Source organism: Ruegeria sp. BG5 (genome assembly GCF_056538425.1).
Window position 1 is genome coordinate 1,465,938 of record NZ_JBQFTC010000001.1, and the last position, 15,446, is coordinate 1,481,383.

Sequence of the window (15,446 nt, forward strand, 5' to 3'; positions counted from 1 at the left end):
AGTAGCTGTTATTATTTTAAAATAGCCGACCCGTCATCTCCGGAATCAAAACGTTGTGCGGTAGGATTTGATTCGCTTCACTGCCCGGCATGCGGTGCCCCTCTGGCATCTGATGGAATGTTTTGAAGTCTGGGAGGAGAACAGATGAGAGTTTTGACAACAGCCGCGACGGCTCTGGCATTGGCGGTAACCGCCTCGGCGGGTATTGCGGCGTGCGACGACGGTGAAATCGTCGTCAAGTTCGCGCATGTGACGAACACCGACAAGCATCCGAAAGGTATCGCTGCCTCGCTGCTGGAACAGCGTGTAAATGACGAGATGAACGGCGTGATGTGTATGGAGGTCTATCCGAACTCGACCCTCTACAATGACGACAAGGTGCTTGAGGCGATGCTGCAAGGCGACGTGCAACTGGCCGCGCCGTCGCTGTCGAAGTTTGAGAAGTTCACCAAACAGTTCCGCCTGTTCGACCTGCCGTTCATGTTCAAGAACATCGATGCCGTGGACGCGTTCCAGGCCTCGGCCGATGGTCAGGCGATGAAGGACAGCATGCAGCGCCGTGGCCTGCAGGGGTTGGCCTTCTGGCACAATGGCATGAAGCAGATGTCGGCGAACAAGCCGCTGGTTGATCCGTCGGATGCGGATGGTCTGAAATTCCGGGTGCAGTCCTCGGACGTGCTGGTTGCGCAGATGGAAGCGATCGGTGGCAGCCCGCAGAAGATGGCGTTCTCGGAAGTCTATGGCGCGCTGCAACAGGGCGTTGTGGACGGGCAGGAAAACACCTGGTCGAACATCTACGGCAAGAAGTTCTTCGAGGTGCAGGACGGCATTACCGAGACCAATCACGGCATCATCGATTATCTGGTCGTGACCTCGGTGGATTGGCTGGACAGCCTGGACCCCGAGGTGCGTGACCAGTTCATGACCATCATGGACGAAGTGACCGAAACCCGGAACAAGGAAGCCTTTGCCGTGAATGAAGCAGCCAAAGCGTCGATCACCGACGCGGGTGGTATCATTCGTGAACTGAACCCCGAACAGCGTCAGGCCTGGGTTGATGCGATGAAGCCCGTCTGGGATCAGTTCGCCGGTGACGTGGGGCAGGACAAGATCGACGCCGCACAGGCCATCAACGCCGGGTTCTGATCCGGTCAGGCCGCGCGTCCGGGGACTGGGGAGTTAACGACGCGCGGCCTTGGCGGGCCGCTTCAAAGGCCCGCCGCAAGTTACTCTCATCACGAAAAATGCGGGGACAGAAAGATGTCTGGTGCGAAATCCGGCCCGGCTGGGCTGGTCGACCATATCGAAGAGACCGTGATTGCATTGCTGCTGGGCCTGATGACGGCCGTGACCTTTGCCAATGTGATCGCCCGGTTCTTTTTTAACTCGAACATTCTTTGGGCGCTGGAACTGACGGTGTTCATGTTCGGCTGGCTTGTGCTGCTGGGCGCGTCATATGCGGTCAAGAAACACGCTCATCTGGGGGTCGATGCGATCCTGAACATGCTGGCCCCCGCGCCGCGTCGGATCCTGGCGCTGATCGCCGTGGCCTGTTGTCTGGTGTTCTCGCTGCTGTTGCTCAAGGGTGCCTATGATTACTGGGCGGTATTTGCTGACCTGCCGCCCACATCGGGTCGCTGGTTCCCGACCGGGTTCAATTTCGACGCCCGCAGCCAGAGTTTCTATGAAGTTGACGATATTCCGATGATCGCACCGCTGCGGTTCCTGGAAGACCTGATCAACTATGGCGAATATTACGAGAAACTGCCCAAGGTCGTTCCGTATTTCATCCTGCCTTTGTCGATGCTGCTGCTGGTGATCCGCTTTGCGCAGGTTGCCCTGCAGATTTGGCGCGGTGAAACGGACCGTCTGGTCGCCAGCCACGAGGTTGAGGACGAGATCGAAGAAGTGCGCGCGCAGCAGGGAGGACATGACTGATGGACGTTGTACTTCTTTTCTCGATGGTCATCGGCCTGCTGCTGATCGGGGTTCCGATTGCGGTGGCGCTTGGCCTCAGTTCGACCCTGTTCCTGCTGATTTATTCCGACAGTTCGCTGGCTTCGGTCGCGGGCACGCTGTTCGAGGCGTTCGAGGGGCACTTTACCCTGCTGGCGATCCCGTTCTTCATTCTGGCCTCGTCCTTCATGACCACGGGTGGGGTGGCACGGAGGATCATCCGGTTCTCGATTGCATGCGTGGGGCATCTGCCCGGTGGTCTGGCGATTGCGGGCGTGTTTGCCTGTATGCTGTTTGCTGCGTTGTCCGGGTCGTCCCCGGCGACCGTTGTGGCCATCGGCTCCATTGTCATCGCCGGGATGCGTCAGGTGGGTTATTCCAAGGAATTCGCCGCCGGTGTGATCTGTAACGCGGGGACGTTGGGCATCCTGATCCCGCCCTCGATCGTGATGGTTGTCTACGCGGCAGCCGTCGAGGTCTCGGTCGGGCGGATGTTTCTGGCGGGTGTCATTCCGGGCCTGATGGCCGGTCTGATGCTGATGATCACCATTTACGTTATGGCCAAGGTCAAGAACCTGCCCAAAGGTGACTGGAAGGGTTGGGGCGAGATTTTCACCTCGGCGCGCGAGGCGGGTTGGGGCCTGTTCCTGATCGTGATCATTCTGGGCGGCATCTATGGCGGTATCTTCACCCCGACCGAGGCCGCAGCGGTGGCCGCTGTTTACGCCTTCCTGATTGCCAGCTTTGTCTACAAGGACATGGGGCCGCTCAGTACGGAAGAGGGGACGGCGAATATTCCGCTGTTCAAGAAACCGCATGCTCTGGTCACCGCGTTCTTTCACCCTGACACCAAGCATACGCTGTTCGAGGCTGGTAAACTGACCGTCACGCTGCTGTTCGTGATCGCCAACGCGCTGATCCTGAAACATGTGCTGACGGACGAGCAGGTCCCGCAACACATTGCCGAGGCGATGTTGTCTGCCGGTCTGGGTCCGGTGACCTTCCTGATCGTGGTGAACGTGATCCTGCTGATCGGTGGTCAGTTCATGGAGCCTTCGGGTCTGCTGGTCATCGTCGCGCCGCTGGTGTTCCCGATTGCGATCGAGCTGGGTATCGACCCGATCCATCTGGGCATCATCATGGTGGTGAACATGGAAATCGGGATGATCACGCCTCCGGTCGGGTTGAACCTGTTCGTGACGTCCGGCGTGGCAGGCATGCCGATGATGAGCGTCGTGCGGGCTGCGTTGCCGTTCCTTGCGGTGCTGTTCGTCTTCCTGATCATGGTGACGTATATCCCGTGGATTTCGACATTCCTGCCGAACTCGGTCATGGGGCCCGAGATCATAACGAACTAGCGAATTTGTGGCCGGGCGGCGCGTGTTGCCCGGCCACACCCTTGAACCCGGGGCGGGGATGCCTATCTCGGGGTCAGAGGACGACCTCCCCATCACGGGCAGATCATGCGGGACGACCCGCGTTGACAAGGGGTCACCTCATGGCATGGATCATGCTTGTTTTTGCCGGAATTCTCGAAATTGTCTGGGCCGGCGCGATGAAGCAATCCGCTGGTTTCACGCGGCTTTTGCCAACCGCGATCATGGGCGTTTCCATGATCGGCTCGTTTGGGTTGCTGTCACTGGCGATGCGGGATCTGCCGCTGAGCACCGCCTATACGATCTGGGTCGGCATAGGCGCGGTTGGTGCGTTTCTGGTGGGCGTCACGGTGCTGGGTGAGGCGCTGACGCCCATGCGCCTTCTGTCAGCGGCGTTGATCATTGCCGGGATCGTGACGATGAAGCTGGCCTGATTGTGCGGCCCCGGCTCAGATGCCTTCCAGCGCCTCGATGATGCCCGAGAAATCCGCAGCTTTCAGGCTGGCCCCGCCGACCAGCGCGCCGTCTACGTTCGAAACACCGAAAATTTCGGCCGCATTGGACGGCTTGACCGAACCGCCATATAGCAACCGGACCGAGCGGCCGACGCCCTCGCCAAACCGGCGTTCCAGACGGGCGCGGATGAAATCGTGGACCTCACCGATTTCTTCCAGCGTCGGAACCTTGCCGGTGCCGATGGCCCAGATCGGTTCGTAAGCGACGATCAGGTTCTCGCCGGTTGACTGGTCCGGGATCGAACCCGACATCTGCCCGCCGATGATGTCCAGCGTGTTGGCGGCCTCGCGCTGTTCAAGGCTTTCGCCGACGCAGATGATGGCTTTCAGCCCTTGATCCATAACCGATCTGGCCTTGGCGCGCACGTCTTCGTTCTGCTCGCCATGATCCACGCGCCGTTCCGAATGGCCCAGAATGACTGCCGTGGCACCGGCGTCTTGCAGCATCTCGGCGCTGACATCACCGGTATGCGCGCCCGAGTGTTCTGCGTGGCAGTCCTGCCCGCCGACCGAGACGCCAGTACCCTCAACCATCTCGGCGGCGCGGTGCAACAGGGTGGCCGGGGGGCAGATCAGAATATCGACCGAAGGCGAGGGGTGCTTGGCCGCAAGTTGCTTTAGCTCGGCAAGCGCTGCGCCGGTTCCGTTCATTTTCCAGTTTCCAGCCGCCAGCTTGCGCCGCATATCGAACTCTCCCTGCGAATTTGGTTGTTTGGGCCATCGGATAGCATCGATGATCGGACCTTACAATTGCGGTTGCAGTTCATATCTGTGACGGGCAGTTTCCGCGCTGAGTCTTCTGAGGATGCCATGATCGACAACCTTGATCTTGAAAAGCTGGACAACCGGGACCCGCAAGAGCTTGCGCGCTTGCGGCAAGCCGTTGGACAGGTTGGGTTTTTGAAGGTGCGCGACACAGGGCTGACGCGGGAACGCATTCAGGACGTGATCGCGGCCTATTACGACTTTTTCCGCTTACCCGAGCAGGATAAACGCGCTGTCGACATGGCTGTGACCGGTTCCAATCGGGGCTGGGGCGCGCCGCAGTCAGAGCAGGTTGATCCGACAGCCAATCCGGATTTCAAGGAAGTGTTCGATTGCGGCTATGAACTGCCGCAGGACAACCCTTACCGCGCCCAGAACCTGAGCGTGTATGCCCCGAACCTGTGGCCCGAGGAACCAGAACACTTTCAAGATACCATTCGCGCGTATTACGCGGATGCCAGCGATGTATCCATGCGGGTGTTGCGAGCGATTGCTGTTGCCTTGGGGCGGGACGCAGGCAGTTTTGATGCGGCCTTCGACACGCCGATGGCACTGCTGCGCGGGAACTACTATCCCCAGCGGCCTGTCTGGGCCGGAGACAAAGACTTCGGCATTGGCGCGCATACCGATTACGGCTGTCTGACCCTTTTGGCCACCGACGGCACGTCCGGATTGGAAGTACGGATGCCCGATGGGGCGTGGGAGAAGGTTCAGGCCGAACCGGGCGTCTTTGTGATCAATTTCGGTGAGATGCTGGAGTTCTGGACCGCAGGCCGCGTCAAGGCGACCGAGCACCGGGTAATAGGCGGGTCCCACGAAAGGACCTCGGTCCCGATGTTCTTCAACCCAACCTACGACACCAATGTCGCCCCACCGGGGTCAGGGCAGTTGATTTCGGCCGGAGATCACCTGACGAAACGTTTCAATGAAACCTATCTGCACCTGAAATCAGCTTAGGGCTGCGATGTAAGGCTTTCGTCAAACTTGATCGACTCGCCACAACCACAGGCATCGACCACGTTGGGGTTTTTGAACTTGAACCCGGATTCCAGCAGCGAGACTTCGTAATCGATCTCGGTTCCGAACAGGAACATTTGCGCCATGGGGGCAATCATCACGCGTGCGCCGTCTTGCTCGACCACCTCGTCATGCGGGTCGGCCTCGTCGACATAGTCCATGGTGTATTCCATGCCTGCACAGCCGCCCTTTTTCACGCCGATACGCAGACCGGTATGACCGCCGGATTTCATCAGGCGGGTGATCTGCTCTGCAGCTTTGGGCGTTATGGTCACGGCCTGTTTGCCGGGAATGCCGAACATCTGTGTCTCCGTCGTCGCGCGTTACCGCTAATTTAGGGGCGTATCCCGGCAGGCTCAAGTCAGTGCGATTGGATGTTGTGAAATTTACCACCGGCTTGCGCGGGTTGCCTTGACGTGACGGATGCGCGTAGCCTGACCCAAGACAGTTTGCCAAAGTCGGCCAGAGATCAGATTACATTTGGGGAGTTATATTGAAATGAATGGGTTACGCGACAAAGCTAATGCAATTTTTTATACTGCTTTGATCGGCACCGCAGCCATGATCACGGCCATTCCCGCTTATTCGGACACAACACTCAAGCGGCATCCGATCAATTGTGCCACAGCCGAAGGGGATCTGCGGGCGATTGCATCGGAAAAGAAACACGCTCAGGACCAGCAATTGGAAAGCGTCGCAGCGATCACTCCGGCAGGTGCATTACTGGGTCTTGTAACCGGGACCGAGAACAAAAGATTGCAAATGCTGTCCGGCGACTACGTCAAAGAGCTGGACCAGCGGGCCGCAGACATCAAAGCGACCTGCGGTCTGAGTTAGGCCCCAGCGCATCCGGAAAAAGAAAAGACCGCTCTCGGGCAAGAGCGGTCCAATTTCCGGGCCGGGGATGGGGGATGGCACAGTCGGTACCGGCCCATGCGCATGACAGAATTAAACCTTGGCGGTTGTCGATGCGCCGTATGTGTCCCGCAGAAATGTGACAGCGGGCCTACAGTTCGGTAACGGATGGATTAACCTTTTGTGACAATGCCTTAAGCGCGATCACATGAACCCGAGTTCAAGCCGGGCTTCGTCCGACATCATCTCCATGCCCCAGGGCGGCTCCCACGTCAGTTCAACGTCCACTTCCTTGATCCCCGGAACCGGTTCGATGGCCTCCATGATCCAGCCGGGCATATCGCCCGCAACCGGGCAGCCGGGCGCGGTCAGCGTCATGATCACCTTGACCGCATTGTCGTCCTTGATGTCGATCGTATAGATCAGGCCGAGGTCATAGATATTGACAGGAATTTCAGGGTCATAAACCGTTCTGCACGCCTCGACCACCTGGTCGTAAAGGGGGTGTTCAATTGTCGAAGGTGCAATCAGCGGTGTGCCTTCTAAGTGTTCGCTCGGGTGCGTCATCTTCGCCTCGGGTCGGTTGCCTGAGTGATTATATAGGGAATGGCTGTGGCAGCGTCCAGTGCTGCAAAGGCCGCCGCGCGACCCTTGACGTTAGTCGTTGATATCATGCTCAAAGGTTTTCACCTGCCCATGCGGGTGCGCAAAGGTTCGGCGCAGGCCCAGCCACGCGATCAGCGACAGCACCGCGAAGATCAGCAGTACAACCGGCAGCGATGGGGCAAGCCCCGGGATGAGCAGCAGCAGCCCGGTCACCGCGGCCCCGATGGCAAAGCCCAGAAAGATAAAGCCAGGCAGAACGATTTCGAGGATGCCGAGCGCCAAAGCGCCCGCCAACCAGATCCACCATGTCAGCCAGAAGGGGTCGGCCATCACTTGCCTCCTTTCAGCATCTTGAACGCATCGCCAAAGGCTTCCAGAGCATTTGCAGGCAAGACAATCGTTTGTTTGCCGGTGCCATTGCCTAGCGCGTTCAGCGATTCCACCTGTTTCAGCGCAACCTGATACTGCGCGGCCTCGATCCCGTTGTCCTGAATGGCCTTGGCGACGACGCCGGTGGCATATGCCTCGGCCTCGGCCTGGATGCGGCGGGCTTTGGCGGTTTGTTCTGCGGCATAAAGCTCGGCATCGGCCTGCAGTTCCACGGCGCGTTTCTGACCTTCGGCTTCGGTCACCTGCGCGCGGCGGGCGCGTTCGGCGTTCAGCTGTTGCAACATCGCGTCGCGGGTGGCCTGATCCAGGTTCACGTCCAGAATCTCGGCCCGGGTCACTTCGATACCCCAGTCATCCACGGCGGTTTCGACGCTTTCCTGAATCTGAGCGATCAGCTGGGCGCGGTTCGACTGGACCTCATCCAGGTCCATTTTACCGATCTCGGCGCGGACGATACCGGCAACGGTCGTGGCAATCGCGCCGTCCACGTCACGGATACGGTAAACGGTCTTTTCAGGTTCAAGAATGCGGTAAAAGACCGAGGTATCGATCTGCACCAGCACGTTGTCCTTGGTGATCGCGTCTTGTGTCGCATTGGGCAGCTGGCGTTCCAGAATGGATATCTTGTGGCGTGCAACATCTAGAAACGGAACGATAAAGTTAATGCCCGGTCCAAGCACCGAGTGCAGGCGTCCGAACCGTTCAACCACGTATTTTTCGGATTGGGGAACGATCTTGATGCCTTTGAGCGTAACGATGACCACCAGAATGGCAGCCAAAAAGTAAATGATATTCGACGAAAGCAATCCAATGATCTGCTCTTCTGTCATAACTGTCCTCTTTTATTGTGTACATTAGTATACATTTGGGGATTGAGTCGCCCGATTTCAACTCTGGTATGGCGTGAATGCAGGCGGTTGCAAATAGCGGTATGGCCCATTCGGACGGTTGCAAGCGGTGACAGTGATCGCTTTGCATCTGTGCCTGATTGCGCTATCGGAGCGGGATGAAACTGATTATCGACACAGACCCCGGTATCGACGATGCCATGGCCATCGCCTACGCCGCTGCCGTGCCCGAGATTGATTTGATCGGGCTGACCACTGTTTTTGGCAACACGCATGTCCACCAGTCCAGCCGAAACGCTCGGTTTCTGGTCGACAAGCTGGGTTTGGGCATTCCGGTCGCCCAAGGCGCGCCGTTTGCCCACGGGCAGGACAGCCACAGCCCGTCTGAGCATGTGCATGGTCCCGAGGGTTTTGGCGATTTGACCGATATTCCCGAGATCGGGCAGAACCACGACTTGTCTGCGGCCGAATTTCTGGCAGACATGGCACGTCAACATAGGGGTGAACTGGTCGTCTGCGCCGTTGGTCCACTGACCAACATCGCCGACGCCATGAAGCTGGATGCCGAGTTCGCGCAGAACCTTAAACGGTTGGTCATCATGGGCGGTGCTGTCTATTGCCCCGGCAATATCACCGAACATGCCGAGGCGAATATCTACCACGACGCCAAGGCAGCCGATGCGGTGTTCGCCGCGCCGCCAGAGACAGTGGTCGTAGGTTTGGATGTCACGCTGAAAACCCTGTACGAAACCGCAGATTTCGAGGCGCTGGCAGATCAGTCACCCAATATGGGCGCATTCCTGCGCGATATTTCGCGGTTTTATCTGAAGTTCTACAAGGATATCGGCGGGTTGGAAGGCTGCGGCCTGCACGATTCGACCGCAGTGATCGCCTGCACCCATGATCATATGTTCGAGATCGTTCAGACCGGATTGCACGTCACCACTGAAGGCGCTGCACTTGGGGCCACGGTGCCACATGACGGTCGCCCAAAGGTCTCGGTCTGTCGGGATGTGGACGGGGCAGGGGTGGTGGATCTGTTTACGGCCCGCGTCGCCTCGTTGCCCTGACGGGTTGCAAAGCACCGGTGGATCGGGCAAAGCCTGCCCGGTTCCGCGATCAGAGACAATGATATGACCCAGCAGTTTTCTTTTGAGCTGAAAGCCACCGATGGCAAGGCCCGTACCGGCGTGATCAACACGCCAAGGGGCGAGGTGCGCACGCCGGCCTTCATGCCGGTCGGCACCGCGGCGACCGTCAAGGCGATGATGCCGGAAAGCGTGCGTGCAACCGGGGCGGATATTCTGCTGGGCAACACCTATCACCTGATGCTGCGTCCCACGGCCGAGCGGATTGACCGTCTGGGGGGCCTGCACAAATTCATGAATTGGGAGCGGCCCATTCTGACGGATTCAGGCGGGTTTCAGGTCATGTCTCTGGCCGGGTTGCGCAAGCTGACCGAAAAGGGCGTGACCTTCAAATCCCATATCGACGGTTCGAAACACGAGTTGACGCCCGAAAGATCGATGGAAATCCAGCGCCTGCTTGGCTCGAACATTGTGATGTGTTTCGACGAATGCCCCTCGCTGCCCGCCGACCGGGAGCGGATTGCCGAGTCGATGCGCCTGTCGGTGCGGTGGGCCGAGCGGTCGCGCGATGCGTTCGGGGATCGTCCGGGTCACGCGCTGTTCGGGATCATGCAGGGCGGTTTGGAGCAGGATCTGCGGGAAGAAAGCGCCGAGGCGCTGAAAGCCATCGGTTTCGAAGGTTACGCCATTGGCGGTCTGGCCGTGGGTGAAGGGCAGGAGGCGATGTTTGACTGCCTCGACTACGCCCCCGATTTCCTGCCCGCAGACAAGCCACGCTATCTGATGGGTGTGGGCAAGCCGGATGACATCGTCGGCGCCGTTGCGCGCGGTGTGGACATGATGGATTGTGTCCTGCCGTCTCGCTCTGGCCGTACCGGACAGGTTTTCACCCGTCGTGGCGTGGTGAACATCAAAAACGCGCGGCATGCGGACGACCCGCGACCACTGGATCAGGAATGCTCGTGCCCGGCCTGCGCGAATTATTCCCGCGCCTATCTGCATCATGTGTTCCGGTCGAACGAAATGATCTCGGGCATGTTGTTGACCTGGCACAACCTGCATTATTTCCAGGAGATCATGCAGGGCATGCGGGATGCCATCTCGGCCGGAAGCTTCGATGCGTGGCAGGCCGATTTCCATGCAACGCGCGCGCAGGGCGATATCGAGCCGCAATAGCCGTCCCGTTCGGGTGACAAATGCGTGGTTTTCAGGTAGTCTGAGGCCACTTCAAGCAATGCTATTTTTAGTTCGTGACCCGGAGAGTTTTTATGTTTCGCCTTTTTCTCGGCGCAGCAATTTTCTGCGCGACACCTGCCATTTCAGATGTCTGGACCTTTGAAACCCCTTCCGAAAATATTCAGTGTTCGGTGGGCGAAGGCGCTGAGTCTTCTGATATCCAATGCACGATAATCGAAAAGTCTGGCCAGCCCGCGTTGCCGCGGCCTTCCGACTGCCAATCCGACTGGGGCCATGATTTCCTGATGTTCGATACCGGCCCCGTGGAAATGCTGTGCCAGCCGTTGAATCGAAACCGCGGTGGGTTTAACCGTGCGGAATATGGTGTCACGGGCCAGTTTGGTGGGTTTACCTGTAGCTCCTCGCGGAAAGGTCTGGAATGTCGCAATCAGGACGGCCACGGGTTTTTCCTGTCCCGCGCCGTGCAGCGCGTGTTCTGATCTTTTGCCTGCGTATTTCTCACGCAGGGTGTGTTAATTTCGGTGGATATGTTTCCGGGACGCCTTGCAGTCCGGAAAACCTCGGGTCATGCTGCGCCAGAGACATGATGGTGAGGTTGAAATAGGGCGGTGACAGCCCCACCTTTAACCATCCAAGACAGGAGACGGCCAAGCGTTGCCTCAAGCAGGGACCAGAGCCGTCTTGCCAACGATAAGGATAGAGCATGCAAGAGCCTCTGAATTCCTCATACCCCGTCCTGCCGCTGCGCGACATTGTGGTGTTCCCGCATATGATCGTGCCGCTGTTCGTGGGCCGAGACAAATCGGTCCGCGCGCTGGAAGAGGTGATGCAGGATGATAAGCAAATTCTGTTGTCCAGCCAGATCGACCCCGGTGTTGACGATCCGGAAGTGGACGGCATCTATCAGGCTGGTGTTCTGGCCAACGTCCTGCAACTGCTGAAACTGCCCGACGGCACCGTCAAGGTGCTGGTCGAAGGACAGGCGCGTGTGCAGATCACTGAATTCCTTGAAAACGATCAGTTTTTCGAGGCCCGTGCCGAGTATCTGACCGAAATCCCGGGCGATGTGACCACCACACAGGCGCTGCTGCGTACTGTGGCGGATGAGTTCGAGCGCTATGCAAAAGTGCGCAAGAACATCCCAGAAGAGGCCCTGACCGCAGTCGGTGAAACCACCGAGCCTGCCAAGCTGGCCGATCTGGTGTCGGGTCATCTGGGTATTGAGGTTGAGCAAAAGCAGGAACTGCTTGAGACGCTCAGCGTCAGTGAGCGGCTTGAGAAAGTCTATGGCCTGATGCAGGGTGAAATGTCGGTTCTGCAGGTCGAGAAAAAGATCAAGACCCGTGTCAAATCTCAGATGGAGAAGACGCAGCGCGAGTATTACCTGAATGAGCAGATGAAGGCCATTCAGAAGGAACTCGGCGATGGTGAGGACGGTTCGAACGAAGTCGCCGAGCTGGAAGCCAAGATCAACGAGACCAAGCTGTCGAAGGAGGCCCGCGAAAAGGCTGAAGGCGAGCTGAAGAAGCTGCGTAACATGAGCCCGATGTCGGCCGAAGCCACCGTCGTGCGCAACTATTTGGACTGGATTCTTTCGCTGCCGTGGGGCACCAAATCCCGCGTCAAAAAGGACTTGGGCCGCGCGCAGGACATTCTGGACGCTGATCACTATGGGCTTGAGAAAGTCAAAGAGCGGATCGTCGAATATCTGGCGGTTCAGCAGCGTTCGAAAAAGCTGAAAGGCCCGATCCTGTGCCTTGTTGGCCCTCCCGGTGTGGGTAAAACCTCGCTGGGTAAATCGGTTGCAAAAGCCACGGGGCGCGAGTTTATCCGCATCTCGCTGGGTGGTGTGCGCGACGAATCCGAGATCAGGGGCCACCGTCGCACCTATATCGGCTCAATGCCCGGCAAGATCATTCAGGCGCTGAAAAAGGCGAAAACCACGAACCCGCTTATCCTGCTCGATGAAATCGACAAGATGGGGCAGGACTTCCGTGGCGACCCGGCCTCGGCGATGCTGGAAGTGCTGGATCCGGAACAGAACAGCACGTTCATGGACCACTACCTTGAGGTCGAATATGACCTGTCCAACGTGATGTTCCTGACAACCTCGAACAGCTACAACATGCCGGGGCCTCTGCTGGATCGGATGGAAATCATCCCGCTGGCCGGTTACACCGAAGAGGAAAAGAGTGAGATCGCCAAGCAGCACTTGATCAGCAAGCAGGTCAAGAACCACGGTCTGAAAGCCAAAGAGTTCGAACTGACCGATGAGGCGCTGCAAAAGATCATCCGCACCTATACCCGCGAGGCGGGCGTGCGGAACCTTGAACGTGAAATCGCCAAGGTTGCGCGGAAATCGCTGACCAAGATCATCAAGAAAGAGGCCGAGACCGTGACGGTGACGCCGGACAATCTGGATGATTTCTTGGGTGTGCCGAAGTTCCGCTATGGCCTGGCCGAGCAGGACGACCAGATCGGCGTCGTGACCGGTCTGGCCTGGACGTCCGTGGGCGGTGATCTGCTGCATATCGAGGCGCTGAAACTGCCCGGCAAGGGTCGGATGAAGACCACCGGTAAGCTGGGCGATGTGATGAAGGAATCCATCGACGCGGCCTCGTCCTATGTGCGGTCGATCTCACCGAAGATCGGGGTGAAGCCGCCGCAGTTCGACAAGCTGGACATTCACGTCCACGTGCCGGATGGGGCAACGCCCAAGGACGGCCCCTCGGCGGGTCTGGCGATGGTGACCTCGATTGTCTCGGTCCTGACCGGCATTCCAGTGCGCAAGGACATTGCCATGACGGGCGAGGTTTCGTTGCGCGGCAATGCGATGCCCATCGGTGGTTTGAAAGAGAAACTGCTGGCGGCGCTGCGCGGTGGCATCAAGACGGTTCTGATCCCGGAAGAAAACGAAAAGGATCTGGCCGAGATTCCGGACAATGTGAAAGAAGGGCTGGAAATCACTCCCGTCAAACATGTCTCGGAAGTATTGAAACAAGCACTGGTGCGCGAGCCAGAGCCCATCGAATGGGACGAGGCCGCCGAGGAAGCTGCTGCCGCTGCGACAAAGGCTGCGGAAAACGCAGGCCCATCAGCGACGGCGCATTAAGCGTGCGGAAAAGATTGAAAAGGCGGGGCCGGACCCCGCCTTTTTTCGTTTCAGAACCCAATAATCGGTTTTTTGGGGTCCAGTATCTCTTCTTCCGCAATGTATTGTTGAAACTTTTCATCCCGTAGGGCGGACCGAACGGCGAGGGCGAAAACTACCGCCGAGAACAGGGTGCAGAGTACAATGTCCCACCCGAACGGAATTTGCTTCAGCGCGCCGTCACCGAACTGACCGAGGTATGAGATCAGGCCGATGCCCGCCAGATAGGGCACCAGCCACAGCGCCTCGGTCACGTCCATCTCATCCAGCCGACCCCAGAACCGGACTAAAAGCAGGACCATCCCTGCCATCAGCGCGATGCCCAGCCGCCATACGGTGTCCCAGCCGCTCCAATAGACGACCAGAGTTGCAACGGCGAAGGCGGTGACGGCCACCAGTTTGACGGCGGGGATGCGGATGGATCTGGGGTGGTCGGGCATCAAGCGGCGCAGGCAGACAACGGCGATTGGCCCCACCGCAAAGGACAAGACAATTGCGGCCCCGTTCAGGGCGATGACTGTGGTAAAGGGCACCGTCAGCAGAAACACAATGCCGATCACAAAGTTCAAGGCCAGCGCCCAAAGCGGCACGCCAAACGTGGACAGAATCGTCAAGCGCTGCGGCAGGAACCCGTTCTTCGACAGGGCGAGCGCGATGCGGGCATTCGACCCGGTGGCCACAAGCCCGTTACCGAAGGGGCCAATGACCGATCCCACATTCAGCAGGCTGAGAAACCAGACCATACCAACGGACATGATGACCGCATCCAGCGGGCCTTCGCCGCCAAAGGTCAGGTTGCTCCACCCGTTTTTCAGCATGTCGGCGTCAAGCGCGCCGATGAATGCGACTTGCAGGCCCAGATAGATGGCGGCGCACAGAATGATCGACAGGATCAGCGCGGCGGGAATATCGAATTTCGGGTTCCGAACCTCTCCGGCCATGTCGACCACGTGGCGGAAACCGATGAACGAAAAGATCACCCCTCCGGTCGATACAGCGGCCATGATGCCTTGCAGACCGTAAGGTGCGAATCCGTCGGGGTGCGAGAAATTCTGCGTGTCAAACCGGCTGGCAATCAGAAGCACCGACAGCACAATCGGAATTGCAACCTTGGCCCATGTCAGCGCGGCGTTGACCTGGGTGAAGAACTTGACGCCCAAGGCGTTGATGGCCACGAACAGCAGCATGAAGAACAGGGCCACTGCAATACCCGCGCCGGTCAGATCTCCGGTCGCTGCGGTGTGGAGCCACGGGGCGTAGGGGGCCAGGTATTTCAACATTGCCTCGACTTCGATCGGGGCCGTGGTGTTGTAGCCGATCCAGGCCGTCCAGCCCATCGCCATCGACACGATGTTGCCGTGCGAGAACTGTGGTACGCGGGCGATGCCGCCGGGGATCGGTAGCATGGCCGAAATCTCGGCGAATGTAATGGCAAGGATGAACATCGCTACCGCGCCAATGATCCATGACAGGATCGCAGCAGGGCCTGCGTGTTGCACCGCCAGCAACGGCCCAAACAGCCATCCTGACCCGATGATTCCGCCGACTGAAATGAAGGTCAGACCCACAAGGCCAATATCCCGCTTCAGTTTGGCCATGCGTATCCTCTTGTTCACGCGCCGTTAATTCAGCGATTGTGAAAAGGATACGCAGTTACAACGCCCGGTGGCAAGCTGGGTGGA

The 15,446-nt window shown here is 58.5% G+C and carries 16 protein-coding genes; 10 read left to right on the plus strand and 6 right to left on the minus strand.

The window, feature by feature from the left end; genetic code table 11:
- Positions 1–144 precede the first annotated feature (144 nt).
- The 4 genes from ACR0KX_RS06760 (at position 145) to ACR0KX_RS06775 (ending at position 3,766) form a co-directional block, all read left to right on the plus strand.
- A complete protein-coding gene (locus ACR0KX_RS06760; RefSeq protein ID WP_170621739.1) occupies positions 145–1,146 on the plus strand; it encodes a DctP family TRAP transporter solute-binding subunit in 1,002 nt (333 codons plus the stop codon).
- A gap of 114 nt (positions 1,147–1,260) precedes the next feature.
- Positions 1,261–1,938, plus strand: a complete 678-nt coding sequence (locus ACR0KX_RS06765) for a TRAP transporter small permease (protein WP_170450960.1) — start codon at positions 1,261–1,263, stop codon at positions 1,936–1,938.
- Complete coding sequence (locus ACR0KX_RS06770) at positions 1,938–3,314, plus strand: TRAP transporter large permease (protein ID WP_170450958.1); 1,377 nt, start codon at positions 1,938–1,940, stop codon at positions 3,312–3,314. Before ACR0KX_RS06765 ends, ACR0KX_RS06770 begins: the two co-directional genes overlap by 1 nt.
- A gap of 140 nt (positions 3,315–3,454) precedes the next feature.
- Positions 3,455–3,766 carry a DMT family transporter gene (locus tag ACR0KX_RS06775; protein ID WP_170621740.1) on the plus strand — a complete coding sequence of 104 codons (312 nt, stop codon included), beginning with the start codon at positions 3,455–3,457 and terminating at the stop codon, positions 3,764–3,766.
- A 15-nt stretch (positions 3,767–3,781) separates the two neighbouring features.
- On the opposite strand, the gene tpiA is transcribed toward ACR0KX_RS06775, so the two are convergent.
- Positions 3,782–4,531 carry a triose-phosphate isomerase gene (tpiA, locus tag ACR0KX_RS06780; RefSeq protein WP_170621741.1) on the minus strand — a complete coding sequence of 250 codons (750 nt, stop codon included), beginning with the start codon at positions 4,529–4,531 and terminating at the stop codon, positions 3,782–3,784.
- A gap of 126 nt (positions 4,532–4,657) precedes the next feature.
- On the opposite strand from tpiA, the gene ACR0KX_RS06785 reads away from it, so the two are divergent.
- A complete protein-coding gene (locus ACR0KX_RS06785; protein ID WP_170621742.1) occupies positions 4,658–5,569 on the plus strand; it encodes an isopenicillin N synthase family oxygenase in 912 nt (303 codons plus the stop codon).
- On the opposite strand, the gene ACR0KX_RS06790 is transcribed toward ACR0KX_RS06785, so the two are convergent.
- Positions 5,566–5,931 carry a HesB/IscA family protein gene (locus ACR0KX_RS06790; protein WP_170518332.1) on the minus strand — a complete coding sequence of 122 codons (366 nt, stop codon included), beginning with the start codon at positions 5,929–5,931 and terminating at the stop codon, positions 5,566–5,568. The genes ACR0KX_RS06785 and ACR0KX_RS06790 overlap by 4 nt on opposite strands.
- 259 nt (positions 5,932–6,190) lie before the next feature.
- Here ACR0KX_RS06790 and ACR0KX_RS06795 point away from each other — a divergent pair, with 259 nt between their 5' ends.
- Positions 6,191–6,466 carry a hypothetical protein gene (locus tag ACR0KX_RS06795; RefSeq protein WP_480625964.1) on the plus strand — a complete coding sequence of 92 codons (276 nt, stop codon included), beginning with the start codon at positions 6,191–6,193 and terminating at the stop codon, positions 6,464–6,466.
- Between the two features lie 222 nt (positions 6,467–6,688).
- On the opposite strand, the gene ACR0KX_RS06800 is transcribed toward ACR0KX_RS06795, so the two are convergent.
- From ACR0KX_RS06800 to ACR0KX_RS06810, 3 genes are all read right to left on the minus strand, one after another.
- Positions 6,689–7,051, minus strand: coding sequence for an SUF system Fe-S cluster assembly protein (locus tag ACR0KX_RS06800; RefSeq protein WP_170450947.1), 363 nt, complete (start codon positions 7,049–7,051; stop codon positions 6,689–6,691).
- Between the two features lie 90 nt (positions 7,052–7,141).
- A complete protein-coding gene (locus ACR0KX_RS06805; protein WP_170450945.1) occupies positions 7,142–7,420 on the minus strand; it encodes an NfeD family protein in 279 nt (92 codons plus the stop codon).
- Positions 7,420–8,310: an SPFH domain-containing protein gene (locus ACR0KX_RS06810; protein ID WP_170450943.1), complete on the minus strand. Its 891-nt coding sequence runs from the start codon at positions 8,308–8,310 to the stop codon at positions 7,420–7,422. The genes ACR0KX_RS06805 and ACR0KX_RS06810 overlap by 1 nt, the downstream gene beginning before the upstream one ends.
- Before the next feature lie 176 nt (positions 8,311–8,486).
- Between ACR0KX_RS06810 and ACR0KX_RS06815 the strand changes: the two genes are divergently transcribed.
- The 4 genes from ACR0KX_RS06815 (at position 8,487) to lon (ending at position 13,725) form a co-directional block, all read left to right on the plus strand.
- Positions 8,487–9,398 (plus strand): nucleoside hydrolase, encoded by a 912-nt coding sequence (locus ACR0KX_RS06815; protein WP_170621743.1) that lies wholly within the window; start codon positions 8,487–8,489, stop codon positions 9,396–9,398.
- A gap of 63 nt (positions 9,399–9,461) precedes the next feature.
- The gene (tgt, locus tag ACR0KX_RS06820; RefSeq protein ID WP_480708135.1) at positions 9,462–10,592 is read left to right on the plus strand and encodes a tRNA guanosine(34) transglycosylase Tgt; all 1,131 of its coding nucleotides are present in this window, start codon (positions 9,462–9,464) and stop codon (positions 10,590–10,592) included.
- 92 nt (positions 10,593–10,684) lie between these two features.
- Positions 10,685–11,092, plus strand: a complete 408-nt coding sequence (locus ACR0KX_RS06825) for a DUF6636 domain-containing protein (RefSeq protein ID WP_170519751.1) — start codon at positions 10,685–10,687, stop codon at positions 11,090–11,092.
- Between the two features lie 224 nt (positions 11,093–11,316).
- Entirely contained in the window at positions 11,317–13,725 is a 2,409-nt protein-coding gene (gene lon / locus ACR0KX_RS06830; RefSeq protein WP_480708137.1) for an endopeptidase La, read from the plus strand.
- A gap of 50 nt (positions 13,726–13,775) precedes the next feature.
- Here the strand turns inward: lon and ACR0KX_RS06835 are convergent, their stop codons facing one another.
- On the minus strand, positions 13,776–15,362 hold the full coding sequence (locus ACR0KX_RS06835; protein WP_480708139.1) for an APC family permease: 1,587 nt from the start codon (positions 15,360–15,362) through the stop codon (positions 13,776–13,778).
- Positions 15,363–15,446 lie beyond the last annotated feature (84 nt).